Annotated in this window: 22 protein-coding genes; 16 read left to right on the top strand and 6 right to left on the bottom strand. The window is 60.5% G+C overall.

Features of this window, described 5'->3' with window-relative positions:
* Nucleotides 1-15: 15 nt before the first annotated feature.
* Together M0814_RS12550 and M0814_RS12545 are read right to left on the bottom strand one after the other, a co-directional pair.
* On the bottom strand, nt 16-546 hold the full coding sequence (locus tag M0814_RS12550; protein WP_003228980.1) for a DUF5943 domain-containing protein: 531 nt from the start codon (nt 544-546) through the stop codon (nt 16-18).
* A gap of 78 nt (nt 547-624) precedes the next feature.
* Nucleotides 625-1,602: a dipeptidase gene (locus M0814_RS12545; protein ID WP_007962626.1), complete on the bottom strand. Its 978-nt coding sequence runs from the start codon at nt 1,600-1,602 to the stop codon at nt 625-627.
* Between the two features lie 234 nt (nt 1,603-1,836).
* Between M0814_RS12545 and M0814_RS12540 the strand changes: the two genes are divergently transcribed.
* From M0814_RS12540 to M0814_RS12530, 3 genes are all read left to right on the top strand, one after another.
* Nucleotides 1,837-2,238 carry a lysozyme inhibitor LprI family protein gene (locus M0814_RS12540; RefSeq protein ID WP_003228981.1) on the top strand — a complete coding sequence of 134 codons (402 nt, stop codon included), beginning with the start codon at nt 1,837-1,839 and terminating at the stop codon, nt 2,236-2,238.
* A 115-nt stretch (nt 2,239-2,353) separates the two neighbouring features.
* Entirely contained in the window at nt 2,354-2,956 is a 603-nt protein-coding gene (locus M0814_RS12535) for a hypothetical protein (protein WP_103484864.1), read from the top strand.
* Nucleotides 2,957-3,030: 74 nt separating this feature from the next.
* Nucleotides 3,031-3,447, top strand: coding sequence for a DUF3010 family protein (locus tag M0814_RS12530; RefSeq protein WP_064589572.1), 417 nt, complete (start codon nt 3,031-3,033; stop codon nt 3,445-3,447).
* A 136-nt stretch (nt 3,448-3,583) separates the two neighbouring features.
* Here M0814_RS12530 and M0814_RS12525 read toward each other — a convergent pair whose 3' ends face one another.
* Nucleotides 3,584-4,528, bottom strand: a complete 945-nt coding sequence (locus M0814_RS12525; protein ID WP_103484865.1) for a GlxA family transcriptional regulator — start codon at nt 4,526-4,528, stop codon at nt 3,584-3,586.
* Between the two features lie 190 nt (nt 4,529-4,718).
* On the opposite strand from M0814_RS12525, the gene M0814_RS12520 reads away from it, so the two are divergent.
* From M0814_RS12520 to M0814_RS12500, 5 genes are all read left to right on the top strand, one after another.
* Nucleotides 4,719-5,663, top strand: a complete 945-nt coding sequence (locus M0814_RS12520; RefSeq protein WP_103484866.1) for a choline ABC transporter substrate-binding protein — start codon at nt 4,719-4,721, stop codon at nt 5,661-5,663.
* Between the two features lie 75 nt (nt 5,664-5,738).
* Nucleotides 5,739-6,626, top strand: a complete 888-nt coding sequence (locus M0814_RS12515) for a 3-keto-5-aminohexanoate cleavage protein (protein ID WP_103484867.1) — start codon at nt 5,739-5,741, stop codon at nt 6,624-6,626.
* A gap of 142 nt (nt 6,627-6,768) precedes the next feature.
* A complete protein-coding gene (locus M0814_RS12510; RefSeq protein WP_103484868.1) occupies nt 6,769-7,734 on the top strand; it encodes an L-carnitine dehydrogenase in 966 nt (321 codons plus the stop codon).
* Between the two features lie 127 nt (nt 7,735-7,861).
* Nucleotides 7,862-8,338: a thioesterase family protein gene (locus M0814_RS12505; protein WP_103484869.1), complete on the top strand. Its 477-nt coding sequence runs from the start codon at nt 7,862-7,864 to the stop codon at nt 8,336-8,338.
* 262 nt (nt 8,339-8,600) lie between these two features.
* Complete coding sequence (locus M0814_RS12500) at nt 8,601-8,864, top strand: hypothetical protein (RefSeq protein ID WP_103304375.1); 264 nt, start codon at nt 8,601-8,603, stop codon at nt 8,862-8,864.
* A gap of 153 nt (nt 8,865-9,017) precedes the next feature.
* Here M0814_RS12500 and M0814_RS12495 read toward each other — a convergent pair whose 3' ends face one another.
* Nucleotides 9,018-10,121, bottom strand: a complete 1,104-nt coding sequence (locus M0814_RS12495; RefSeq protein ID WP_103484870.1) for a GlxA family transcriptional regulator — start codon at nt 10,119-10,121, stop codon at nt 9,018-9,020.
* Nucleotides 10,122-10,671: 550 nt separating this feature from the next.
* Nucleotides 10,672-12,048 carry an L-serine ammonia-lyase gene (locus M0814_RS12490; RefSeq protein ID WP_003228991.1) on the bottom strand — a complete coding sequence of 459 codons (1,377 nt, stop codon included), beginning with the start codon at nt 12,046-12,048 and terminating at the stop codon, nt 10,672-10,674.
* 434 nt (nt 12,049-12,482) lie between these two features.
* Between M0814_RS12490 and M0814_RS12485 the strand changes: the two genes are divergently transcribed.
* The 3 genes from M0814_RS12485 (at nt 12,483) to choV (ending at nt 15,517) form a co-directional block, all read left to right on the top strand.
* Nucleotides 12,483-13,430: a choline ABC transporter substrate-binding protein gene (locus M0814_RS12485; RefSeq protein ID WP_003228992.1), complete on the top strand. Its 948-nt coding sequence runs from the start codon at nt 12,483-12,485 to the stop codon at nt 13,428-13,430.
* 66 nt (nt 13,431-13,496) lie between these two features.
* Nucleotides 13,497-14,342, top strand: a complete 846-nt coding sequence (gene choW, locus M0814_RS12480; RefSeq protein WP_003228993.1) for a choline ABC transporter permease subunit — start codon at nt 13,497-13,499, stop codon at nt 14,340-14,342.
* Nucleotides 14,339-15,517 (top strand): choline ABC transporter ATP-binding protein, encoded by a 1,179-nt coding sequence (choV, locus tag M0814_RS12475; RefSeq protein WP_003228994.1) that lies wholly within the window; start codon nt 14,339-14,341, stop codon nt 15,515-15,517. The genes choW and choV overlap by 4 nt, the downstream gene beginning before the upstream one ends.
* Nucleotides 15,518-15,718: 201 nt before the next feature.
* Here choV and betT read toward each other — a convergent pair whose 3' ends face one another.
* The gene (betT, locus tag M0814_RS12470; protein ID WP_103485215.1) at nt 15,719-17,716 is read right to left on the bottom strand and encodes a choline BCCT transporter BetT; all 1,998 of its coding nucleotides are present in this window, start codon (nt 17,714-17,716) and stop codon (nt 15,719-15,721) included.
* A gap of 428 nt (nt 17,717-18,144) precedes the next feature.
* On the opposite strand from betT, the gene betI reads away from it, so the two are divergent.
* The 5 genes from betI to M0814_RS12445 all read left to right on the top strand — a co-directional run bounded on the left by betI (nt 18,145) and on the right by M0814_RS12445 (nt 25,235).
* Nucleotides 18,145-18,765, top strand: a complete 621-nt coding sequence (betI, locus tag M0814_RS12465; protein ID WP_003228996.1) for a transcriptional regulator BetI — start codon at nt 18,145-18,147, stop codon at nt 18,763-18,765.
* A 62-nt stretch (nt 18,766-18,827) separates the two neighbouring features.
* A complete protein-coding gene (gene betB / locus M0814_RS12460) occupies nt 18,828-20,300 on the top strand; it encodes a betaine-aldehyde dehydrogenase (RefSeq protein WP_003228997.1) in 1,473 nt (490 codons plus the stop codon).
* A gap of 180 nt (nt 20,301-20,480) precedes the next feature.
* Nucleotides 20,481-22,184, top strand: a complete 1,704-nt coding sequence (gene betA / locus M0814_RS12455; protein WP_103485214.1) for a choline dehydrogenase — start codon at nt 20,481-20,483, stop codon at nt 22,182-22,184.
* 271 nt (nt 22,185-22,455) lie between these two features.
* Complete coding sequence (locus M0814_RS12450; protein ID WP_103485213.1) at nt 22,456-23,898, top strand: TldD/PmbA family protein; 1,443 nt, start codon at nt 22,456-22,458, stop codon at nt 23,896-23,898.
* On the top strand, nt 23,898-25,235 hold the full coding sequence (locus M0814_RS12445; RefSeq protein WP_103485212.1) for a TldD/PmbA family protein: 1,338 nt from the start codon (nt 23,898-23,900) through the stop codon (nt 25,233-25,235). The genes M0814_RS12450 and M0814_RS12445 overlap by 1 nt, the downstream gene beginning before the upstream one ends.
* Nucleotide 25,236: the final 1 nt, after the last annotated feature.

The raw sequence follows: 25,236 nt of genomic DNA, 5'->3' as shown, positions 1-25,236 counted from the left end.
GGCGGGTTCCTCGACTTACAACGGCTTGACGGTAAACAGGCCGTCGTCGTGGCCTTCTTCGGAGCCACCGTAGACTTGCTCGGCCACCGTACGAATCTTGCTGCCACGTGCAGCGAGGATCTGATCCATGGCCCCGGCAAACCAGCCGGTGAACATGTAGTCGACCTTGCGCCCGACCTTGCCGTACACATAGACGAATGCCGAGTGTTCGAGCTTGACGCTGGCGGTGCCTTTGTCGAGGTCGATGTCCTGAATCTTGAACAGGCCCCAGCCGCGTTGCGACAGGCGTTTCATGTAGTGTTCGAACACCGCGACGCCTTCCAGGCCGTGGCATTCGGCTTCTTTTTCACACCAGTGCCAGGCGGACTTGTAGCCAGCCTTGTAGAGGATTTCGGCATAGGCTTCGGCGCCCAGCACTTCCTCGATACCCATGTGGTTATTGACGAAGAAATGCCGTGGCACATAGAGCATCGGCAGGGCGTCGGAGGTCCAGACACCGGTCTCGCTGTCGACTTCGATTGGCAATTGCGGGGCGATCTTGGCCATGGAAACTTAACTCCAGAAAATTCGGTTTGTTGCCCCCGGCGCGGACGGCCGGGGGAAAGGATTCAGAAGTGCGGCGGTTTATTCGCCCCAGACGTCTTTCAAGACGTTCACCCAGTTCTCGCCCATGATCTTGCGCACCACGCGCTCGGAGTGGCCGCGCTTGAGCAGGGTTTCGGTCAGGTTCGGGAACTCGCCGACGGTGCGGATGCCCAGCGGGTTGATGATCTTGCCGAAACTGGTCAGTCGACGGGCGTAGCCCTTGTCGTGGGTCAGGTATTCGAAGAAGTCCTGGCCGTGGCCCTGGGTGAAGTCGGTGCCGATGCCGATGGCGTCTTCGCCGACAATGTTCATGGTGTATTCGATGGCTTCGGCGTAATCGTCGATGGTCGAATCGATGCCCTTGGCGAGGAACGGCGCGAACATGGTCACGCCGACAAAACCACCGTGGTCGGCGATGAACTTCAGTTCAGCATCGGACTTGTTGCGCGGGTGCTCTTTCAGACCCGACGGCAGGCAGTGGGAATAGCAGACCGGTTTTTTCGATTCGAGGATGACTTCTTCGGACGTCTTGGAGCCGACGTGGGACAGGTCGCACATCACGCCGACGCGGTTCATCTCGGCGACGATTTCGCGACCGAAGCCCGACAGGCCGCCATCACGCTCGTAGCACCCGGTGCCCACCAGGTTCTGGGTGTTGTAGCACATCTGCACGATGCCGACGCCGAGCTGCTTGAACACCTCGACATAGCCGATCTGGTCTTCGAACGCGTGGGCATTCTGGAAGCCGAAGAGGATGCCGGTCTTGCCCTGTTCCTTGGCGCGACGGATATCGGCGGTGGTGCGCACCGGCATCACCAGGTCGCTGTTTTCGCGGATCAGCTTCTGGCTGGCGGCGATATTGTTCACGGTCGCCTGAAAGCCTTCCCACACCGACACAGTGCAGTTGGCCGCCGTCAGACCGCCCTTGCGCATGTCTTCGAACAGCTCGCGGTTCCATTTGGCAATGATCAGACCGTCGATAACGATGCTGTCGGCGTGTAATTCGGCTGGGCTCATCAGGCGTCCCCTTATTGGCGATTCATGCGCCGAATCGTCTGCCGGCGCTTTGGGGCCAGCATATGCCTCGGTGCCGGGGCGACCGGGTGCAAAAACGACAGGGGAATTGCCGAAAGCGTCAATCCGCGACAAAGCGTCATCAGGCGACCCGACCAGCCACCTGTTCAAGCCCGCAAGCTTGAGCCAGAATCTGGCGCATCTTGGATACACCACTGGATTAGAGCGGCGACATCAATGAAATCGATCTTCCTGGCCTTGGCACTGATTGCGACCGGCGTACACGCCGCCGAAGACACCGACAACAACCCGTGTGACGCGGTGGAAAACGACGTCCAGACCCTGGAATGCTCGACCTACAGCCGCACCACCGCCGAAGACCTGCTCAAGGACAACTACGCCAGCCTCAACGAACGCATGCAGGCCACCTACGGCAAAAACGCCGCGCAACTGGCCGACATCACCGCCAAACTCAAAACCGCCCAGCAACAATGGCTGAAAACCCGCGATGCCGATTGCGCGGTAGAAGCATTCCCCGCCACCGAAGGCAGCAAGGCGTTCAAGATTGCGCAGAATGACTGTGTGGCGCGGATGAGTGACGAACGGTCGGAGTTTTTGGAGTCGATTGGGCAGGAGTGAGGCTCGAAACGTAGGGGATAAGGTCAGTTAAACTTGCGGTAACTGGACGTTGCGCCGAAGACTAGAAAAGCTTTCGGCGCGTTATTTATCCCCCTATCAAGGATCGGTGCTTTCAATGCAATGGCTTCCATCTCCCCCTACGGATAATCTTTATAAGTTCATGGCAATTTTTGGTCTCTGGCTTCTCCTCGGACTTTTGCTTCTTTTCGCTTGGTTTGGCTATATGAACTTCAAACTTGACGAGGAAAGCCGGGACAATCAGCACTACTACTTTTCCAAGAACATGAAATTGGATATTTCCCGACGCCTTGCATCTCTTGAAGCAAATAACTCTGGAGAGAACAAGCTTGAGTGGGTGCCAGAAAACTCTAGCCCTGACCAAGAGAAGAGTTTTCTGAAAGAAGCTCTAAAAAATCACGAAGAAACCATGGAAAGCACTAAGTATGTTCTTAAAAGTCAAACAGGCAGAGATCTGAAGATTTTCGAAGCATCAGGGGCGCTTTGGATTCTATGGTTGTATGTGGCAATAGCCATTGCGTGCCCGTATCTGGGGTTCAAGTGGTGGTACAAAAAAATCCAACTCCCAAATGAAGCTGCTAATGATATGGAGCTGAAAATAAAAGAGGCCAGCCTGCTCAAGCTCCAGATTGAAATATCCCAACTGCAGCCCATGCATAAAACCCTGCAGCAGTTGATGGAGCTCCACCGTCGACTCTAAAAACCTGTAATACCTTCAGACAGAGCAAAGGCGTTGGCAACGCATGTCTTCTCTATTATCAATCAGGTCAACATATGAACATCTGCGGCATCGAAATCAAAGGCAGCGAAGCGATCATCGCCGTGGCCTCCCTTGACGGGGCAACGCTGAGCCATGTGGCGCTCAACACCAAGAAAATCGCCCTCGACGATGATGACGAGGCGGCCAACGTCAAACGTTTCGCGGCGCAGGTTGCTTCGTTTGTACGCGAGCATTCGATTGACCGCATTGCGATCAAGAAGCGCAGCAAGAAGGGTGAGTTTGCCGGTGGGCCGACCACGTTCAAGATCGAGGGTGTGTTTCAACTGCTGGACGGGTGTGAGGTGACGTTGTTGTCGCCGCAGACGATCAATGCGCAGGCCAAGAAGCACAACTTTGAGCTGCCGGGGACGCTGAACAAGTATCAGCATGAGGCTTACAAGGCGGCGTGTTCGGCGTTGGTGAAGAAGTAAGCGTACTGTCAGGCAACATAAAACCAATGTGGGAGCGGGCTTGCTCGCGAATGCGGTGGATCAGTCAACTCATGTTTCGACTGACACTCCGCATTCGCGAGCAAGCCCGCTCCCACATTGGGTTTTGGTGCGCCCATCAAGCCTGTACGGTACGCCGGTCTTCGCGGGGGCAGCGTGCGAACTTCGCCCGGTAGCTGCGGGTGAAATACGACGGTGATTCAAAGCCGCAGGCGATGCTGACTTCCAGCACGCTCATATCGGTCTGGCGCAATAACTGCCGGGCCTTTTCCAATCGCAGACGCAGATAGAAATTGCTCGGCGTGTCGTTCAGGTGCAGCCGAAACAAACGCTCCAGCTGTCGCCGCGTCACCTTGATCGATTCCGCCAGTTGCAGTGTGGTCAGCGGTGGTTCGCTGTGCTGTTCCATTTCGCCAATCACTTGCACCAGTTTCTTGTTGCTGATGCCGTAGCGCGTGGCGACTTCCATGCGCTGGTGGTCTTTGCGCGGACGAATCCGCCCCAATACAAACTGCTCGCTGACCTGAATCGCCAGTTGCGGACCATGGGCCTGGGCGATCAGGTCGAGCATCAAATCGATGGAGGCGGTGCCACCCGCCGAGGTGATGCGTCGGCGGTCGATCTCGAACAGCTCTTGGGTCACGCTGAGCTGTGGATAAGACTCTTTGAACGCATCGATGGCTTCCCAGTGCAGGGTCAGGCGATGGCCGTCGAGCAGGCCGGCTTCGGCGAGCACGAAACTGCCGGTGTCGATGGCACCGAGGGTCACACCTTCGTTGTCCAGCCGGCGCAGCCAGTGTTCCAGCGTTGGCGTGGCGAACTTCAGCGGTTCGAACCCAGCGACCACCAGCAGCGTCGCGCCCTTCTTCAGCGGCTCCAGCGCCGCGTCGGCATTGACCGACATGCCATTGCTCGCCAACACCGCCCCGCCATCGGCGCTGAGCACATGCCAGCGGTACAACTCGCCGCGAAAGCGGTTGGCCACCCGCAGCGGTTCGATCGCAGAGATGAAGCCGATGGCGGAGAACCCCGGCATCAGCAAGAAATAGAAATCCTGGGACATGGGCGCACTCGGTTAGCGGGTAGCGTGAATCGTTGATACGCCGTTTGGCGTCGGCGTTCAAGCGCACAGGTCGCTACAGTGCAAGAGCCAGTCGCCGCAGTGCGCTTTCACGGGGCCGTTGCTGCGTAACTTGGCATCACCGGCGCGCAGACGCCGGAACTCACAATAATGACCTGCCGAGGAACCCGACATGAAACGACTGATCAGCAGCTGCGTTCTTGCACTCAGCGGTACCGCTTTCTTCAGCGCCAGCGTCATGGCAGCCGAACCCGCGTCGTGCCAGAACGTGCGCATGGGCGTGGTCAACTGGACCGACGTGATCGCCACCAGTGCCATGACCCAGGTGCTGCTCGATGGCCTCGGCTACAACACCAAACAAACCAGCGCCTCCCAGCAAATCATCTTCGCCGGGATCCGCGATCAGCGGCTGGACCTGTTCCTCGGTTACTGGAACCCGCTGATGACCCAGACCATCACCCCGTTCGTCGACGCCAACCAGGTCAAAGTCCTTGAAGCACCGAGCCTGAAGGACGCCCGCGCGACCCTCGCCGTGCCGACTTATCTGGCCGACAAGGGCCTGAAAACCTTCGCCGACATCGCCAGATTCGAGAAGGAACTGGGCGGCAAGATCTACGGCATCGAACCGGGCTCGGGTGCCAACACGCAGATCAAGGCAATGATCGCCAAAAACCAGTTCGGCCTCGGCAAGTTCCAGCTGGTCGAGTCCAGCGAAGCCGGGATGCTCGCCGCCGTCGACCGCGCCGTACGCCGCAAGGAGGCCGTGGTGTTCTTCGGCTGGGCGCCGCACCCGATGAACGTCAACGTGAAAATGACTTACCTCACCGGCAGCGACGACGCCCTCGGCCCGAACGAAGGCATGGCCACGGTGTGGACCGTCACCGCGCCGAAATACGCCGAACAATGCCCGAACGTCGGTCGCTTGCTGAGCAACCTGACGTTCACCGCCGAAGAAGAGAGCCGGATGATGCAGCCGCTGCTCGATCACAAGGACGCCTTCGAATCGGCCAGGCAATGGCTCAAGGACCACCCCGAAGACAAGCAGCGCTGGCTCGACGGTGTGACCACCTTCGACGGCAAACCGGCGGCTGACAACCTGCAACTGACCAGCCAATAACGCACCCCGAATCAACCCTTCGCAGCCTGAAAAAGGGCTGCGAACAGACCCATCACGCCTGAAGGAAACCGCACCATGAACCACGACGTCATCATCACCTGCGCACTCACCGGTGCTGGCGACACGACCGCCAAGAGCCCGCATGTGCCGGTCACCCCGAAACAGATCGCAGCCGCCGCCGTGGAAGCCGCCAAGGCCGGCGCCACGGTTGTTCACTGCCATGTGCGCGACCCGCAGACCGGTAAGTTCAGCCGTGACGTGGCGCTATACCGCGAAGTGATGGAGCGCATCCGTGAGGCGGACGTCGACATCATCGTCAACCTCACCGCCGGCATGGGCGGCGACCTGGAAATCGGTGCCGGCGAGCACCCGATGGAGTTCGGCCCGAACACCGATCTGGTCGGCCCGCTGACCCGTCTGGCCCACGTCGAAGAGCTGCTGCCGGAAATCTGCACCCTCGATTGCGGCACGCTGAACTTCGGCGATGGCGACACCATTTACGTCTCGACCCCGGCGCAACTGCGCGCTGGCGCCAGGCGCATCACCGAGCTGGGGGTGAAGGCCGAGCTGGAGATTTTCGACACCGGTCACCTGTGGTTCGCCAAGCAGCTGATCAAGGAAGGCCTGCTCGACAACCCGTTATTCCAGCTGTGCCTGGGCATCCCGTGGGGCGCGCCGGCTGACACCACCACCATGAAAGCCATGGTCGACAACCTGCCCGCCGACGCGGTCTGGGCCGGGTTCGGCATCGGCCGGATGCAGATGCCGATGGCCGCGCAAGCGGTACTGCTCGGCGGTAACGTGCGGGTCGGGCTGGAGGACAACCTGTGGCTGGACAAGGGTGTGCTGGCAACCAATGGCCAACTGGTCGAACGCGCCAGCGAAATCCTCAGCCGCCTCGGCGCCCGGGTGCTGACCCCGGCTGAGGGCCGCAAGAAGATGGGCCTGACCCAGCGCGGCTAAATCATCACTCATTTCCCCCCTGTGGGAGCGGGCTTGCTCGCGAAGGCGGTGGCTCTGCCCATAAAGATGCGTCGGATGTACCGGCCTCTTCGCGAGCAAGCCCGCTCCCACAGGGTTCTGCGAATTCTTTCAGGAAATCACCATGAGCTTTATCACCGACATCAAAACCTTCGCCGCCCTCGGCAGCGGTGTCATCGGCAGCGGCTGGGTTGCGCGCGCCCTCGCCCATGGCCTCGACGTGGTGGCCTGGGACCCGGCGCCTGGCGCTGAAGCCGCGCTGCGCAAACGTGTGGCGAATGCCTGGGGCGCGCTGGAGAAAAACGGTCTGGCACCCGGTGCCTCGCAGGATCGCTTGCGCTTTGTCGCGACCATCGAGGAGTGCGTGCGCGACGCGGATTTCATTCAGGAAAGCGCTCCGGAACGCCTTGAACTGAAACTGCAACTGCACAGCAAAATCAGCTCGGCCGCCAAGCCCAATGCGCTGATCGGCTCCAGCACCTCGGGCCTGTTGCCGAGCGAGTTCTACGAGAGCTCGACCCACCCGGAACGCTGCGTGGTCGGCCATCCGTTCAACCCGGTTTACCTGTTGCCGCTGGTGGAAGTGGTCGGCGGCAAGCACACCGCACCGGAAGCGGTGCAAGCGGCGATGCAAGTCTACGAATCCCTCGGCATGCGCCCGCTGCATGTGCGCAAGGAAGTACCGGGATTCATCGCTGACCGTCTGCTCGAAGCGCTGTGGCGTGAGGCGCTGCACTTGGTCAACGACGGGGTGGCGACGACTGGCGAGATCGACGACGCGATCCGTTTTGGCGCCGGGCTGCGCTGGTCATTCATGGGCACTTTCCTGACCTACACCCTCGCCGGTGGCGATGCCGGAATGCGTCACTTCATGTCGCAGTTCGGCCCGGCGTTGCAGTTGCCGTGGACCTATCTGCCGGCACCGGAACTGACCGACAAGTTGATTGACGATGTGGTCGATGGCACCACTGATCAGCTCGGCCGCCACAGCATTTCCGCGCTGGAGCGCTATCGTGATGATTGCCTGCTGGCGGTGCTGGAGGCGGTGAAAACCACCAAGGAGAAGCATGGAATGAGTTTCAGCGAGTAATCCTTGCTCAGCAGTTCCGGCCCCTTCGCGAGCAAGCCCGCTCCCACAGGTGACCGCATTCCAATGTGGGAGCGGGCTTGCTCGCGAAGACGGCAGCCCAGCCACCATCAATGTTGGATCTGACACCATGCCAAGCCTCACCACCTACCAAACCCGCATCATCCCCGACTGGGTCGACTACAACGGCCACCTGCGCGACGCCTTCTACCTGCTGATTTTCAGCTACGCCACCGATGCCCTGATGGATCGCCTCGGCATGGACAGCAATAGCCGCGAAGCCAGCGGTCATTCGCTGTTCACCCTCGAACTGCACCTCAATTATCTGCACGAAGTGAAGCTCGACGCCGAGGTCGAAGTGCGCACGCAGATCATCGGTCACGACAGCAAACGCCTGCACCTCTATCACAGCCTGCACCTTCCCGGCGACGACAAGGAACTGGCCGGCAACGAGCAGATGCTGCTGCACGTCGACCTCGCCGGCCCGCGCTCGGCACCGTTCACGGCGGACACCCTGAGCCACCTGCAAGCCGCCATCGCCGAGCAGTCCGATCTACCCGCCCCCGCCTATGTCGGTCGCATCATCGCTTTGCCACCGGCACGGTAAGCATGCGGCACGCAAAAAAAGCCCCGATACAAGCCGTGACAGGATCGGGGCAGAGGGTACTGTTGAGGAGCTGCCAGTCGAGGGTGACCAAACCGTCGTGTAGCGAGCTGAGTCCAGTGTGCCCACTCCCCTGGGCGGTCAGTTAGCCGAAAGCGACCTGTTCATAGCCGTCGCAGCCACTGCGACAAATCGCCCTTGCCGTCACTTCCCGTGCCTACCAGAATCGAGCCACGACCTCCGTTACCGAAGAAGGATGCGCGCCATGATGTACGCCGATTTGATCGATCAGGAAGACCTGTTGGGCCAGCTCAAGGCATTGGGGTTTCAGGTGCCGAGCGGCTCAACCGCCGAGCAGGCCTGTGAGTGCGCGGTGCGCGGTCTGGATAATGTTCGCGCGTTTGAACTGCGCAAGATGGTCAAGGACATGTACACCAGCGGCGCCAGTATCCAGCCAGCGGTGCGTCAGGCGATCGACAAGCAGTTGTTGCCGGCATTGGCGCAATACCAACAGACCCACAGCGCCTGACGAGCAACTGTGGCGAGGGAGCTTGCTCCCGCTGGGCCGCGAAGCGCCCCCAAACCGGCAGATGCTCTATTCCAGATAAATCGCATTCGCAGGTTTAACGAGCGCTTCGCGCTCGAGCGGGAGCAAGCTCCCTCGCCACAAAAACTTTCCGGTCTACAACCTTACGCTGGCAAACGTCGACTCATTACGCGCCTGACTCAACGCCGACAGCGGCCCCGACAGCGGCGACATCACGATTGCCTGCGGCAGTGGCATCATCGCCACTTGCTGGGTGGTGTTGGAGCCTACGCGTTCGTCACGCGGTGGAATGCCGAAGTATTCGCGATAGCACTTGGAGAAGTGCGGGGTCGAGACGAACCCACACACCGACGCCACTTCGATGATCGACATCGGCGTCTGCTTCAGCAGTTGCCGCGCACGAATCAGGCGCAGCTTGAGGTAGTAGCGCGACGGCGAGCAGTGCAGGTATTTCTGGAACAGGCGCTCCAGCTGTCGACGCGACACGGCGACGTACACCGCCAGTTCGTCGAGGTCGATCGGCTCTTCCAGATTGGCTTCCATCAGCGCGACGATTTCCTGCAGCTTCGGCTGGTTGGTGCCGAGCATGTGCTTGAGCGGCACACGCTGGTGATCCTGCTCGTTGCGGATACGCTCGTAGACAAACATTTCCGAGATCGCGGCAGACAGTTCACGGCCATGATCGCGGCTGATCAGGTGCAGCATCATGTCCAGCGGCGCGGTGCCGCCGGAGCTGGTGAAACGGTTACGGTCGAGGGTGAACAGACGAGTGCTCATCGCCACGCGGGGGAAAGCTTCCTGCATCGCCGCCAGACATTCCCAGTGCACGCTGCAATCGAAACCGTCGAGCAGACCGGCACAGGCCAGGGCCCAACTGCCGGTGCAGACGGCGCCGAGACGTTTCGATTGACGGGCCTGGCTTTGCAGCCAAGAGACGTGTTCACGGGTGACGGTGCGTTGAATGCCGATGCCGCCGCAGACGATCACGGTGTCCAGGGGCGGGGCTTTGTGCATGGAGGCATCGGGGGTGATTTGCAGACCGTCACTGGCCCACACCTGGCCGCCATCGACCGTCAGGGTGCTCCAGCGATACAGCTCACGACCGGACAACTGGTTGGCCATGCGTAGCGGTTCAACCGCAGAGGCCAGAGAAATCAGCGTGAAATTGTCCAGCAGCAGAAAGCCGATGGATTGAGGCGCACGGTTCTGGGGTTGGGCCCCGGAGTTGAACGACGTCATCGCGGTATCTCCTCACACAAAGCGGGTGATGGCCTCAGGCGGAGGCTCTTGTTATTGCCAGCGTTCTCGCGTGGGAGACGGGCTTTGTTATGACAGAGCAATTGCCATGCCTAAAATTGAATGGCTGTTCAATAACTCCTGAAAACGACGTCGCGACGTGTCTATTCAAGACGTGCGACGAAAGGTATTTCGAAGTGCCATCAGCGGCGGTGAAAGCCCTGCCCCGCTGCCTGTGAGCAGATCGGTAGCACTTGTGGGAACAGGCTTGCGCGGGGTTGTTTCAGAGTGTCACCGCCGGCACGGGTGACGGACGGTAGGGGGTGCGAATGGCGCGCTGTGGGTGGGAAACACTCTTATCTGATTGCGACGCGCCAAAAGGTGGCGTGATTTGATTAGCGTGTTCACTTGGTGAGCAGTTTTGACTGGTCTGGCCCCTTCGCGAGCAAGCCCGCTCCCACATTGGAAGCGGGTGTTCACAAATTCTGTGTTCACTGTAGATCCACTGTGGGAGCGGGCTTGCTCGCGAAGAATTCCACTCGGTATTGCTGATTCAGCACTCAACCGCACTGACCGCCAACCCACCACGTGACGTCTCTTTATATTTGTCATGCATATCCGCGCCGGTATCACGCATGGTGCGGATCACCCGGTCCAGCGAGATGAAGTGCTGACCATCACCACGCAAGGCCATCTGCGCCGCGTTGATCGCCTTCACCGCGGCAATCGCGTTGCGCTCGATGCACGGCACCTGCACCAGTCCACCCACCGGATCGCAGGTCAGGCCAAGGTTGTGTTCCAGGCCGATTTCCGCCGCGTTGCACAGTTGCTCCGGCGTCGCGCCGAGAATCTCCGCCAGCCCCGCCGCCGCCATCGCACAGGCCGAACCGACCTCGCCCTGGCAACCGACTTCGGCACCGGAGATCGAAGCGTTCTTCTTGCACAGAATGCCCACCGCCGCCGCGCCCAAGAAGTAGTCGACCACGTTGGCGTCGGTGACCGCTTCGCTGAACTTCATGAAGTAGTGCAATACCGCCGGGATGATCCCCGCCGCGCCATTGGTCGGTGCGGTGACCATGCGCCCACCCGCCGCGTTTTCTTCGTTGACCGCGAGGGCAAACAGGTTGACCCACTCCATGGCACTGAGGGTCGAGCCAATCACGTTGGGTTTGTTCAATTCCTGCAGGCTGCGATGCAGCTTGGCCGCACGCCGCCGCACATTAAGGCCACCGGGGAGGATGCCTTCGTGCTTTAGGCCCTGCTCGACACAGTCCTGCATGGCCCGCCACAGTTTCATCAGCCCGGCGCGGATTTCTTCTTCGCTGCGCCAGACCTTTTCGTTCGCCATCATCAATTCGGCGACACGCAGATTGTTCTGTTTGCACAGCTCCAGCAGCTCCACCGCGCTGGAGAAGTCATAAGGCAATTCGGTGCGATCCAGATCGACCACGCCGCTGGATGCCTGCGCTTGATCCACGACAAAACCGCCACCGACCGAATAGTAGGTATCGCGATGAATCTCGCCGTGATCGCCTTCGGCAATCAGGGTCATGGCGTTGGGGTGGAACGGCAGGTTCTCGTCGATCAGACGCATGTCGCGGGCCCAGACAAACGGCACCGACAAGCGCCCATCCAGCAGAAGTGTGTGGGTTTCGCGCAGCGCCTGAATCCGCGGGCCGATCTGCGACGGGTCGATTGCGTCCGGCCACTCGCCCATCAGGCCCATGATCACCGCATTGTCGCTGCCGTGCCCGATACCGGTGGCCGACAGCGAACCGAACAGTTGCACTTCTATACGCCGTACCTGCTCCAGCAGGAATTTGTCGCGCAACGACTCGACAAACAGGGCGGCGGCGCGCATCGGCCCGACGGTGTGAGAACTGGACGGGCCAATGCCGATCTTGAACAGGTCGAAAACGCTGATAGCCATTGCTGCAGAGCTCCTGAGGATGCCGTTCCCGGGCATTAAGCGCCCGCTGGCGGAGCTGCTACGCTCAAGCTGCGATCCGCCGGAATGCCCGCATCATCAGGCTTTTGCCGGGTCGCTCGGCGTCTGACACCGACGCACTCATGCCCACCAACGCCGTGCCGGTTTTCTCCCGTGTTTTCGCCGTTTTTATGCGGTTCAGATGGCCAGACGGGGTAGAAAAAAGCTGTAAACGACGTCACTGACACTGGATGCGACCATCCCTGTACTGGATACGACCCACCCTGTAGGCGTCAGATTTTCACTGGTACATGATCGTTATGACTCGATTGCAAGGCGCCGTGGTAGAGCTGTCTCCAGAACGCCATCCAACCGCAACCTATAAGTGCGGTGGTCCAGTCGGAACACTGCCAAAAAAAACACCAAGGAGTCCATCCATGAAAGGTTCCCCGTCGTTGTTGTTGGCCGCCATGCTGAGTCTGCCGTTACTGGCTCAAGCTGCAGAACCCGCTCAGTGCAGTACCGTGAACTTCTCCGATGTCGGCTGGACCGACATCACCGCCACCACCGCCACCACCTCGGTGGTGCTCGATGCGCTCGGCTACAAGACCAAGACCACCATGATTTCCGTGCCCGTAACCTACAAGTCGCTGGCCGACGGCAAGAACATGGACGTGTTCCTCGGTAACTGGATGCCGACCATGGAAAACGACATCAAGGCCTACCGTGACGCCGGCACCGTGGAAACCGTGCGCACCAACCTCAAGGGCGCCAAGTACACCCTCGCCGTCCCGCAGGCGCTGTATGACAAAGGGCTGCATGACTTCGCCGATATCGCCAAATTCAAGAAAGAGCTCGATGGCAAGATCTACGGCATCGAGCCTGGCAACGACGGCAACCGCCTGATCCAGAGCATGATCGACAAAGACGCCTTCGGCTTGAAAACCGCCGGCTTCAAGGTCGTCGAATCGTCCGAAGCGGGCATGCTCTCGCAGGTCGACCGCGCGCAGAAACGCGACACCGCCGTGGTCTTCCTCGGCTGGGCGCCGCACCCGATGAACAAGCGCTTCAAGATTCAATACCTGACCGGCGGCGATGACTTCTTCGGCCCCGATTTCGGTGCTGCCACCGTGGCGACCAACACTCGCAAGGGCTACAGCACCGAATGCAGCAACGTCGGTCAGCTGCTGAAAAACCTGGAGTTCACCGTCGACATGGAAAGCGAACTGATGGGCAACATCCTCGACGACAAGATGAAGCCTGACGCGGCCGCCAAGGCCTGGCTGAAAAAGAATCCACAGGTGCTCGATACCTGGCTCGCTGGCGTGACCACCATTGACGGTAAACCAGGCCTGGAGGCCGTGAAAGCCAAGCTCGCACAGTAATTGCCTTACGCCGGGCGAGTTCGCTCGCCCGGGCTGTTTATTCCTTGCATGCGGACGTTCACTACCATGCTGATTGATCAGAAAATCCCTTTAGGCCAGTACATCGCGGGCTTCGTTGAATGGTTGACGCAACACGGCGCCAGCACCTTCGACGCAATCGCCGTGACACTGGAAACGATGATCCACGGCGTGACGTTTGCGCTGACCTGGTTCAATCCTTTTGTGTTGATCGGCCTCATTGCCCTGCTCGCACATTTCATCCAGCGCAAATGGGGGCTGACTGTTTTTGTGATTGCCTCGTTCCTGCTGATCCTCAACCTGGGGTACTGGCAGGAAACCATGGAAACCCTCGCCCAGGTCATGTTCGCGACCCTGGTCTGCGTGGTCATCGGCGTGCCGTTGGGCATCGTCGCCGCGCACAAACCGATGTTCTACACACTAATGCGTCCGGTACTCGATCTGATGCAGACCGTACCGACCTTCGTTTACCTCATTCCTACCCTGACCCTCTTCGGGCTGGGTGTGGTGCCGGGCCTGATCTCCACGGTGGTGTTCGCCATCGCTGCGCCGATCCGCCTGACCTACCTGGGCATCCGCGATGTCCCACAAGAACTGATGGACGCCGGCAAGGCCTTCGGCTGCTCGCGTCGCCAATTGCTCTCACGGATCGAACTGCCTCACGCCATGCCGAGCATCGCTGCCGGCATCACCCAGTGCATCATGCTGTCGCTGTCGATGGTGGTGATCGCGGCACTGGTGGGCGCCGACGGACTCGGCAAACCGGTGGTCAACGCACTGAACACTGCTGATATCGCCCTGGGCTTCGAAGCGGGCCTGGCGATCGTACTGCTGGCGATCATGCTCGACCGTATCTGCAAACAACCCGACGCCAAAGCAGGGGGTGACGCATGAGCATAATTCGCTTCGAAGACGTCGACGTAATCTTCTCCAAGGATCCACGCGAGGCGCTCAAGCTGCTGGATCAGGGCATGACGCGTAACGAGATCCTGAAAAAGACCGGACAGATCGTCGGTGTGGAAAAAGCCACGCTGGATATCAACAAGGGCGAGATCTGCGTGCTGATGGGCCTGTCCGGCTCCGGCAAGTCGAGCCTGCTGCGCTGCATCAACGGCCTCAACACCGTGAGTCGCGGCAAGCTGTTCGTCGAGCACGAAGGCAAGCAGATCGACATCGCCTCCTGCACCCCGGCCGAACTGAAGATGATGCGCACCAAACGCATCGCCATGGTGTTCCAGAAGTTCGCCCTGATGCCGTGGCTGACCGTGCGCGAGAACATCAGCTTCGGTCTGGAAATGCAGGGTCGCCCGGAGAAGGAACGGCGCAAGCTGGTCGACGACAAGCTCGAACTGGTCGGCCTGACTCAATGGCGCAACAAGAAGCCCGATGAACTCTCCGGCGGCATGCAGCAGCGTGTCGGCCTGGCCCGGGCGCTGGCGATGGACGCCGATATTCTGCTGATGGACGAACCGTTCTCGGCACTCGACCCGCTTATCCGTCAGGGCCTGCAGGATGAACTGCTGGAGCTGCAACGCAAGCTGAGCAAGACCATCGTGTTTGTCAGTCACGACCTCGACGAGGCGCTCAAACTGGGCAGCCGCATCGCGATCATGAAGGACGGCCGGATCATCCAGTACAGCGTGCCGGAAGAGATCGTGCTCAATCCGGCGGACGACTATGTGCGCACCTTCGTGGCCCACACCAACCCGCTCAACGTCCTGTGTGGCCGCAGCCTGATGCGCACGCTGGACAACTGCAAACGCATCAACGGTTCGGTGTGCCTCGACCCGGGTGGCGATTCGTGGCTGGACCTGGCCGAAGGCAACACCATCAAGGGTGCGCGGCAGAACGGTTCGGTGCTGAACCTGCAGAACTGGGCGCCGGGGCAAGCGGTGGAAGCGCTGGAGCGCAAGCCGACACTGGTGGATTCGAATATCGGCATGCGCGATGCATTGCAGATCCGCTACCAGACCGGCAACAAACTGGTGCTGCACGACAACAACCATGTGGTGGGGATTCTTGGCGACAGCGAGCTGTATCACGCGCTGCTGGGCAAGAACCTGGGGTAAGAACCCCGCAGACACAAAAACGCCGCGAGAGGATCGCGGCGTTTTTGTTTATCGGAATACAGGGCGTTCAGCGTTGGAGCTGATGGCCCCTTCGCGAGCAAGCCCGCTCCCACATTTGAAATGCATTCCAATGTGGGAGCGGGCTTGCTCGCGAAGAATGCGGCACGGTGCTTCAGACAGAAACACCGCACCACCTACAACTTAGCTATACACCCGGCCAAGGAGCTGCCGATGGCTTTCAAACTGATCGAGCACATCGCGTGTGATCTGATCCTGCGTGAAGCCCATCAGGTCGTAATCCTGGCTGCCGTTGTGCAGGTACACCTCGGCGCGGTAGTAACGCTGGCGCGCTTCATCGGACTGGGCCGATTCGGTCGGGGTCGCCAGATAACCGTCCAGGCTCACTTCGTAGACGAAAGGGTTGCCCTCTTCCATCTCGACGCGCACGCCCATGCAGCGCTTGGATTTGCCCAGCAGCGTCTGCACTTCCAGACCCTGCACACGCATTTGTGCGGCAGCGTCTTCCAGCGCCGGGCTGACCTGCTTGTCCATGAAACGCTGCACCACCGATTGGCTCGGTTGCAGGTCCAGCTGCGTCAGACGCTCGCTGAAGCCACGACGACCGCGCTCGGCCAGTTGCGCCTGCTCCTGTTCGATCTGCACGTCCTGACGCATCGCCTTGTGCAGGCCGAACATGAAGAACACCAGCACCACCGAGAACGGCAGACCGGCCAGCACCACCATGGTTTGCATGGCTTCGAAGTTACCGGCGAACAGCAGACCGATGGTCACCAGCGTGATCACCACCGACCAGAAGATCCGCAGCCAGTGCGGCGCATCTTCGTCAACATTACCGCCCTTGCAGGACAGGTTGGCCATCATCACCGCGCCGGAGTCGGCCGGGGTCAGGAACAGCACGAAACCGACGAAGATCGACACACCGATGACGACTTTCGACGCCGGGTAGTGTTCCAGCAACTGGTAGATCGCCATCGACGGCTGTTCCAGCGCCGTCTTGCCGAGTTCCACCGCCCCCTGGTTCATCACCAGATCCAGCGCCGAGTTACCGAAGATCGACAACCAGGCCAAGGTGAAGCCCAGCGGGATCAGCAGCACGCCGGCCACCAGTTCACGCACGGTACGCCCACGGGAAATACGCGCGATGAACATGCCTACGAATGGCGCCCAGGAAATCCACCAGGCCCAGTAGAACAGGGTCCACAGCCCCAGCCAGCGGTCGGACTTGGCGCTGTCGCCTTCATAGACGTACAGGTCGAAGGTTTTCAGCACTACGCCGTTGAGGTAGTCGCCGATGTTCTGCACAAAGCCGTTAAGCAGGTGCAGGGTCGGGCCGAACAGCAGGACGAAAATCAGCAGACCGCTGAACAGCACGATGTTCAGGTTGGACAGACGACGGATGCCGTTTTCCACACCGGACACGGCAGCGATGGTCGCCACGGTGCTCATCACGATGATCACGATCAGCAGGTTGGTGTTGCTGTGTTCCATGCCGAACAGGTTTTCCAGCCCGGAGGACACTTGCAGCGAGCCGATGCCCAGGTTGGTCACCAGACCCAGCAGGGTCACGAACATGCCGAAACCGTCCACTGCATGACCGGCCGCGCCTTTGACCCAACGCTCGCCGACCAGTGGATACAGCGCCGAACGCAGGGCCAATGGCTGGTTATGACGGTAAGCGAAGTACGCCACGGCCAGACCGACCAGTGCATAGATCGCCCAGCCGTGCAGGCCCCAGTGCAGGAAGGTCAGCTGTACAGCTTGACGCGCGGCCATGTTGGTGGCCGATGCGCCTTCCGGCGGATTGAAGTAATGATCCAGCGGCTCGGAGGCGCCGAAGTACAGCAGCGAAATACCGATACCCGACGAGAACAGCATCCCCGCCCAGGCGCCGTAGCTGAAATCCGGGGTGTCGTCCTTGCTGCCCAGTTTGAGTTTGCCGTAGGAGGAAAACGCCAGGCCCACCACAAACACCAGGTAGGCGGCGATCACCACCATGTAGTACCAGCCGAAGCTGCGCGACAACCAGGCCTGAGCGATACCCAACAATCTGCCGGCCTCTTGCGGGGCGATGATCAGAATGGCGGTCAACAACAGAATCAACGCGGTAGAGGTGTAAAACACCCAACCGTTGACCGTCACCTTCTCGGGCGGGGTCTTTATAAGAGAGGCAGAACTCATGGCACAAATGCTCCAGGCAGTGCGAGAGAAGAACACAAGGCAACACGGAACCCGACCAATCGGTTAGTTGGCAGCCGACCGGCGGGTGATATAAAGACACCCCGAAAAAAGCCCGAACCTGCCGAAATGGCGTTGCGAATCGCTTTCGTGGCCAAAGCTGTGCGGACGTTCATCCGAAACCTGGCCCAGAGCGTCTTGCCCTTTCAACACGTCCATCGAATAGCGAACCGCGCCATGCCCCACGCAGGTTTCAAGCATTTTCGGATGTCGTTTTATCGCCATTTGCAAGCAGAAAAAATCTGTAGGCAGCGACGATTTGTCGCAGATCTTATTCTTTGTTGATTGAACGTTCAATCAAAACAAAATAGACTGGCCCTCAATCCGATAGGCGTTTATCGCCCGTCGGAAGGCCTAAGGAGATGTGCAAGATGCCCAAGGTCGGTATGCAACCCATCCGCCGCCAACAACTGATCGAAGCCACGTTGCAAGCGGTCGATCAGGTCGGAATGGGGGACGCCAGCATTGCGCTGATCGCCCGTTTGGCCGGTGTCTCGAATGGCATCATCAGTCATTACTTTCAGGACAAGAACGGCCTGATCGCCGCCACGATGCGGTATCTGATGAACGTCCTCAGCGAGAACGTCACCGCGCGCCGTCAGGCGCTGGCAGACAGCAGCCCACGGGCGCATCTGCAGGTGATCATCGAAGGCAACTTCGACGCCAGCCAGGTCAATGGCCCGGCAATGAAAACCTGGCTGGCCTTCTGGGCCACCAGCATGCACCAGCCGTCTTTGCACAGGTTGCAGCGGATCAACGATCACCGTCTGTATTCCAACCTGTGCTGCGAGTTCCGCCGTGTGTTGCCGCTCGAAGAGGCGCGCAGTGCAGCGCGTGGACTGGCAGCGTTGATCGACGGCTTGTGGTTGCGCGGCGCGCTGTCGGGAGACGCTTTCGACACGGCGCAGGCGCAACAGATCGCTTACGAATACATGGATTTCCAATTGGCCAAGCAGGTGAGCCAGAGCACACAGAAAACGCTCGGCACCTGAACCGCCACCGCAGTTTCAGCGCGGTGGTCGACGCCAACCACTAATGCACTTGCGAGGACACTATGGCCCGTTTCGAACTGCAAAAACTCTACATCGATGGCGCGTACTCCGACGCTGGCAGCGATGCCACCTTCGAAGCCATCAACCCGGCGAACGGTGAAGTCCTCGCCCAAGTGCAACGTGCGACCAAGGAAGACGTCGAGCGCGCAGTGGTCAGCGCTGAAAAGGGCCAGAAAATCTGGGCCGCAATGACCGCCATGGAGCGTTCGCGCATCCTGCGTCGTGCCGTCGACATCCTGCGCGAGCGCAACGATGAACTGGCTGCTCTGGAAACCCTGGACACCGGCAAGGCTTACTCCGAAACCAAATACGTCGACATCGTCACCGGCGCCGACGTGCTGGAATACTACGCAGGCCTCGTGCCGGCGATCGAAGGCGAGCAGATCCCGCTGCGCGACACGTCCTTCGTCTACACCCGTCGCGAACCGCTGGGCGTGGTCGCCGGTATCGGCGCGTGGAACTACCCGATCCAGATCGCGCTGTGGAAATCCGCACCGGCCCTGGCCGCTGGTAACGCGATGATCTTCAAGCCAAGCGAAGTCACCTCGCTGACCACCCTGAAACTGGCCGAGATCTACACCGAAGCCGGCCTGCCAAACGGCGTGTTCAACGTACTGACCGGCAGCGGCCGTGAAGTCGGCACCTGGCTGACCGAGCACCCGCGCATCGAGAAAGTCTCCTTCACCGGCGGCACCGACACCGGCAAGAAAGTCATGGCCAGCGCTTCGGCTTCGTCGCTGAAAGACGTGACCATGGAACTGGGCGGCAAGTCGCCGCTGATCATCTGCGACGACGCCGACCTCGATCGCGCCGCCGACACCGCGATGATGGCCAACTTCTACAGCTCCGGTCAGGTTTGCACCAACGGTACTCGCGTATTCGTACCGAGCCACCTGAAAGCTGCTTTCGAAGCCAAGATCGTCGAGCGCGTAGCGCGCATCCGCATCGGCAACCCGGAAGACGAAAACACCAACTTCGGCCCACTGGTCAGCTTCGCCCACATGGAAAGCGTGCTGGGTTACATCGCCAAGGGTAAAGAAGAAGGTGCCCGCGTCCTGTGCGGCGGCGAGCGTCTGACCGACGGCGAATTCGCCAAAGGCGCATTCGTCGCGCCGACCGTGTTCACCGATTGCACCGACGAGATGACCATCGTCCGTGAAGAAATCTTTGGCCCGGTGATGGCGATCCTGTCCTACGAGACCGAAGAAGAAGTAATCCGCCGCGCCAACGACACCGACTTCGGCCTGGCCGCCGGTATCGTCACCAAAGACCTGAACCGCGCACACCGCGTGATTCATCAACTGGAAGCCGGTATCTGCTGGATCAACGCCTGGGGCGAGTCCGACGCAAAAATGCCGGTGGGCGGTTACAAGCAGTCGGGCGTGGGTCGTGAAAACGGCATCAGCTCGCTGACCAACTACACACGCATCAAATCGGTACAGGTCGAACTGGGCGATTACGTTTCGGTGTTCTAAGCCCCGAGTCTTGTATTGCCTGCGAGGGCCTCTTCGCGGGCAAGCCCGCTCCCACAGGTCTGGAGTCGTCCATCAAATCTGTGGCAGCTCCCAATCCTTGTGGGAGCTGGCTTGCCAGCGATTCGAGTGCGCAGCACTCGCCGAGGTCCTACCTGACCACATCTAAAGAGGGTGCATTCAATGTCCCAAGAATTCGATTACATCATCATCGGTGCCGGCTCGGCCGGTAACACCCTGGCGACCCGTCTGACTGAAGACGAAGGCGTCACCGTGCTGCTGCTCGAAGCCGGAGGCCCGGACTACCGTTTCGACTTCCGCACACAAATGCCGGCCGCGCTGGCATTCCCGCTGCAGGGTCGTCGCTACAACTGGGCGTACGAAACCGATCCAGAGCCACACATGGACGGTCGCCGGATGGAATGCGGTCGCGGCAAAGGCCTCGGCGGTTCTTCGCTGATCAACGGCATGTGCTACATCCGTGGCAACGCGATGGACTACGACAACTGGGCGAAACTGCCAGGCCTGGAAGACTGGACCTACCTCGACTGCCTGCCGTACTTCCGTAAAGCGGAAACCCGCGACATCGGCCCGAACGACTACCACGGTGGCGACGGCCCGGTCAGCGTGACCACGCCGAAGGCGGGCAACAACCCGCTGTTCCACGCCATGGTCGAAGCCGGCGTGCAGGCCGGTTACCCGCGCACCGAAGACTTGAACGGCTACCAGCAGGAAGGCTTCGGCCCGATGGACCGCACCGTGACGCCGAACGGCCGTCGTGCTTCCACCGCCCGTGGCTACCTCGACATCGCCAAGAAGCGTTCGACCCTGACCATCGTCACCCACGCCCTGACCGACAAGATTCTGTTCGAAGGCAAGCGTGCGGTCGGCGTGCGTTACCTGGTCGGTTCGGCGGAAGAGCGCGTTGAAGCCAAAGCGCGCAAAGAAGTCCTGCTGTGCTCCGGCGCCATCGCTTCGCCACAGATTCTGCAGCGCTCCGGTGTCGGCCCGGCAAAACTGCTGGAAAGCCTCGACATCCCGGTCGTCCATGACCTGCCGGGCGTCGGTGAGAACCTGCAGGATCACCTTGAGCTGTACCTGCAATACGCCTGCACCCAACCAGTCTCGCTGTACCCGTCGCTGCTCTGGTACAACCAGCCGGCCATCGGTGCCGAGTGGCTGTTCAACGGCACCGGTATCGGCGCCAGCAACCAGTTCGAAGCCGGCGGTTTCATCCGGACTCGCGAAGAGTTCGAATGGCCGAACATCCAGTACCACTTCCTGCCGGTGGCGATTAACTACAACGGCAGCAACGGTGTGAAAGAGCACGGTTTCCAGGCGCACATGGGTTCCATGCGCTCGCCGAGCCGTGGCCGCATCCAGGTCAAATCCAAGGATCCGCGCCAGCACCCGAGCATCCTGTTCAACTACATGGCCACCGAGCAGGACTGGCAGGAATTCCGTGACGGCATCCGCCTGACCCGCGAAATCATGCAACAGCCGGCACTGGACGCCTTCCGTGGCCGCGAAATCAGCCCGGGCATCGAAGTGCAAACCGATGAGCAATTGGACAAGTTCATCCGCGAGCACGCCGAAACCGCGTTCCACCCGTCCTGCTCTTGCAAGATGGGCACCGACGAGATGGCCGTAGTGGATGGCGAAGGTCGCGTGCACGGCATGCAGAGCCTGCGTGTGGTCGATGCTTCGATCATGCCGATCATCACCACCGGCAACCTGAACGCGCCGACGATCATGATGGCGGAGAAAATCGCCGACAAGATCCGTGGCCGCAAACCGCTGCCGCGCAGCACCGCTGCCTACTACGTCGCTGGCAATGCGCCGGTGAAAGGCAAGCCGATGCGTGATATCACCCCGGCTGCTCAGTAAGACGTAATACCGAGGCGCTACCTTCGTCGGAACGCCGCCCGGAGACAAGCTCGCTCCCACATTGGAATGCATTTCAAAGGTGGGAGCGAGCTTGCTCGCGAAGGGGCCCTCACATTCAACACAAATTCCCCTGCTGCACAGTAAATCCTCCTACACCCCCTCTTCACTTGATCCTACCCCCACGCAGGCCTACTCTAGACCTCGCGCAACCGTTTCACCCCTCCCCGCCGAATCGCTTCACCCCGCAACTCCATAACAAGGAGGTTCCCGAATGTTCGATTTCCACCCCCAGCTCAAGCAGCGCTTCGCTGCCTTGCGCACGGGCGCCGAGTTTTTTTCCCTGCGGTATGTACGCGAGTCCGGCCAATACCTGTCGGTGCGCAAGAACGTCGCCGAGCCACCAAGCCTGAGCCGCGACGAAGGCGCGATGCTCACCGTGCGGGTCAACGGCGTTGAAGCCTATGCGGCGACCAACGACCTGTCGCAGCAAGGCCTGCAAGCCGCCCTTGAGCGCGCCGAACAGCAGGCCCGGCGACTGAAGCCGCACGCCTTGCTCGACCTGCGCGACCAGCCAGTGTCGAGTGACCGCGCCGATTACTTTTCGCCCAATCTCGAGCAACCCTTCCCGTCCCTGAGCGAGTGCTTCGAGCTGCTCGGCGCGGAATCCGCCTCGGTGCCAAAGGATGAGCGCCTGGTGAACTGGGAAGCGAGCATCGGCATCACCCATGTCGAACAGATCTATCTGAGCAGCGCCGGTGCCGAATTGCGCCAGGCCCAGCGCTTCGTCTACCCGAGCCTGGATGTCACCGCCTACGACGGCAACGACAGCCAGACCCGCTCCCTCGGTCGCGAGAACTTCGGCCAGCAGGGCGGCGCGGACGTGATCAGCCGTTGCGGCCTGGTCGGCGCCGGCCCGAAAGTGGCCGATCAGGCCCTGCAACTGCTGCTCGCGCCGAACACCCCGCAAGGCCCGCGCGATCTGTTGCTGATGCCCGACCAGATGATGCTGCAGATCCACGAGTCCATCGGTCACCCGCTGGAGCTGGACCGCATCCTCGGTGACGAGCGCAACTACGCCGGCACCAGCTTCGTCAAAACCAGTGACTTCGGCAGCCTGCAATATGGCTCGAAGCTGCTCAACGTGACCTTCGATCCAGACATTCCCGAAGAGCTCGCCAGCTACGGCCACGACGACGACGGCAGCAAGGCCAGCAAACAATTCCTGATTCGCGAAGGCTTGCTGCTACGGCCACTGGGCGGCGCGCTGTCGCAGTTCCGCGCCGGTCTCGACGGCGTTGCCAACAGCCGCGCCTGCGGCTGGAACCGGCCGCCGATCGACCGCATGGCCAACCTCAACATCGAGCCGGGCGATCAGTCGCTGACGCAACTGATCAGCGGCATCGAGCATGGCATTCTGATGAGCACCAACCGTTCGTGGTCGATTGACGACGCGCGCAACAAATTCCAGTTCGGTTGCGAGTGGGGTCAGTTGATCGAGAACGGTGAACTTAAAGGTGTGGTGAAAAATCCGAACTACCGGGGCATATCCGCGCACTTCTGGAAGAGTCTGCGCGCGGTCGGCGATGCCGGCACCCGGATGGTGCTGGGCACGCCAAACTGCGGCAAGGGCGAGCCGAACCAGGTGATCCGCGTCGGCCACGCTTCGCCGGCCTGCGTATTCAGCAACGTTGATGTGTTTGGGGGAGACGCCTGATGAGCATTTCGAAGAGTCAGTCCGACGCCTTCAAGGTCATCGTCAATTGGCTGCGCGACAGTGTGCGCGAGCCGGAACAGTTCACGCTCAGCTATGCCGCCGAATCGTCGGCGTTCGTCCGTTTCAACCACGCCAAGGTGCGTCAGGCCGGCCAGGTGCAGCAAGCCGACGTCGGGCTGAAACTGATCAACGACGGCCGCCACGCTGACCTGCACATCACCCTGTCCGGTGATCAGGAAGCCGATCTGCAACGCCTCGCCGAAGGCCTGCAGCAACTGCGCGAAACCCTGCCGCTGCTGCCGCAGGATCCGTACCTGCTGCTCAACCACAACGGCTGGCAGAGCAACAACGTGCAGGAACACCCGTTGCCGGACACCGAGCAGGTGGTCGAGGAAATCTGCACCGCTGCTGAAGGTCTGGATCTGGTCGGTTTCTATGCTGCCGGCCCGATCAGCCGTGGTTTCGCCAGTTCCTCGGGGGCGTTCGGCTGGCATCAAGCCAACAGCTTCAACTTCGACTTCAGCCTGTTCCACGAAAATGGCGAAGCGGTAAAGGCCAGCTACGCCGGGCACGATTGGAGCAGCGAAGGCTTCGCCCGACGCTTCCAGCAGGCCCGCGAGCAACTGGCGTTCCTCGGTCGCCCGCTACGTACTCTGGCACCGGGGCAATACCGGGCTTATCTGGCGCCGGCCGCGCTGGAAGAAATCATGGGCATGCTCAGCTGGGGCGGTTTCTCGGCGCAGTCGATTGCCAGCAAGAGCAGCCCGCTGCAGAAGCTGTATGTCGGCGACCAGACGTTCAGTCCACTGGTATCGCTGGATGAGAAAGTCAGCGAATCGTTGAGTCCGGCGTTTTCCGCCGAGGGTTATCCGCGCAGCGATCTGCGGCTGATCGTCGAAGGCAAGGCCGGTGATCAACTGGTCGGCTCCCGCAGTGCCGCCGAATACGGCCTGACCGCCAACGGTGCCAGCGGCGGCGAATCGCCGAGCGCACTGAACATGGCGGCCGGTGATCTGTCACAGGCAGAGATACTCAAGCAGTTGGGCACCGGGTTGTACATCAGCAACCTGTGGTACCTGAACTTCTCGGATCAACCGGCGGCGCGCCTGACCGGCATGACCCGCTTCGCAACGTTCTGGGTCGAGAACGGCGAGATTCAGGCGCCGGTCAGCACCATGCGTTTCGACGACAGCGCCTACAACCTGCTGGGTTCGCAGCTGGAAGCGTTGACCGCCGAGCGCGAGTTGCTGCTGTCGGCGAGCACGTATAGCCAGCGCAATACGTCGTCGGCGCTGCTGCCGGGGGCGCTGGTGAGCCGACTCACGCTAACGCTATAAC

The organism is Pseudomonas sp. MWU12-2020 (genome assembly GCF_023100605.1).
Classification (GTDB): domain Bacteria; phylum Pseudomonadota; class Gammaproteobacteria; order Pseudomonadales; family Pseudomonadaceae; genus Aquipseudomonas; species Aquipseudomonas fluorescens_H.
Note: the sequence above shows the minus strand (reverse complement) of the source record. Positions and strands in the feature narration are given on the sequence as shown.

Coding starts and splice junctions, on each gene's coding strand:
- M0814_RS12550 (WP_003228980.1), bottom strand. CDS start 546: ATGGCCAAGATCGCCCCGCAATTGCCAATCGAAGTCGACAGCGAGACC.
- M0814_RS12545 (WP_007962626.1), bottom strand. CDS start 1,602: ATGAGCCCAGCCGAATTACACGCCGACAGCATCGTTATCGACGGTCTG.
- M0814_RS12540 (WP_003228981.1), top strand. CDS start 1,837: ATGAAATCGATCTTCCTGGCCTTGGCACTGATTGCGACCGGCGTACAC.
- M0814_RS12535 (WP_103484864.1), top strand. CDS start 2,354: ATGCAATGGCTTCCATCTCCCCCTACGGATAATCTTTATAAGTTCATG.
- M0814_RS12530 (WP_064589572.1), top strand. CDS start 3,031: ATGAACATCTGCGGCATCGAAATCAAAGGCAGCGAAGCGATCATCGCC.
- M0814_RS12525 (WP_103484865.1), bottom strand. CDS start 4,528: ATGTCCCAGGATTTCTATTTCTTGCTGATGCCGGGGTTCTCCGCCATC.
- M0814_RS12520 (WP_103484866.1), top strand. CDS start 4,719: ATGAAACGACTGATCAGCAGCTGCGTTCTTGCACTCAGCGGTACCGCT.
- M0814_RS12515 (WP_103484867.1), top strand. CDS start 5,739: ATGAACCACGACGTCATCATCACCTGCGCACTCACCGGTGCTGGCGAC.
- M0814_RS12510 (WP_103484868.1), top strand. CDS start 6,769: ATGAGCTTTATCACCGACATCAAAACCTTCGCCGCCCTCGGCAGCGGT.
- M0814_RS12505 (WP_103484869.1), top strand. CDS start 7,862: ATGCCAAGCCTCACCACCTACCAAACCCGCATCATCCCCGACTGGGTC.
- M0814_RS12500 (WP_103304375.1), top strand. CDS start 8,601: ATGATGTACGCCGATTTGATCGATCAGGAAGACCTGTTGGGCCAGCTC.
- M0814_RS12495 (WP_103484870.1), bottom strand. CDS start 10,121: ATGACGTCGTTCAACTCCGGGGCCCAACCCCAGAACCGTGCGCCTCAA.
- M0814_RS12490 (WP_003228991.1), bottom strand. CDS start 12,048: ATGGCTATCAGCGTTTTCGACCTGTTCAAGATCGGCATTGGCCCGTCC.
- M0814_RS12485 (WP_003228992.1), top strand. CDS start 12,483: ATGAAAGGTTCCCCGTCGTTGTTGTTGGCCGCCATGCTGAGTCTGCCG.
- choW (WP_003228993.1), top strand. CDS start 13,497: ATGCTGATTGATCAGAAAATCCCTTTAGGCCAGTACATCGCGGGCTTC.
- choV (WP_003228994.1), top strand. CDS start 14,339: ATGAGCATAATTCGCTTCGAAGACGTCGACGTAATCTTCTCCAAGGAT.
- betT (WP_103485215.1), bottom strand. CDS start 17,716: ATGAGTTCTGCCTCTCTTATAAAGACCCCGCCCGAGAAGGTGACGGTC.
- betI (WP_003228996.1), top strand. CDS start 18,145: ATGCCCAAGGTCGGTATGCAACCCATCCGCCGCCAACAACTGATCGAA.
- betB (WP_003228997.1), top strand. CDS start 18,828: ATGGCCCGTTTCGAACTGCAAAAACTCTACATCGATGGCGCGTACTCC.
- betA (WP_103485214.1), top strand. CDS start 20,481: ATGTCCCAAGAATTCGATTACATCATCATCGGTGCCGGCTCGGCCGGT.
- M0814_RS12450 (WP_103485213.1), top strand. CDS start 22,456: ATGTTCGATTTCCACCCCCAGCTCAAGCAGCGCTTCGCTGCCTTGCGC.
- M0814_RS12445 (WP_103485212.1), top strand. CDS start 23,898: ATGAGCATTTCGAAGAGTCAGTCCGACGCCTTCAAGGTCATCGTCAAT.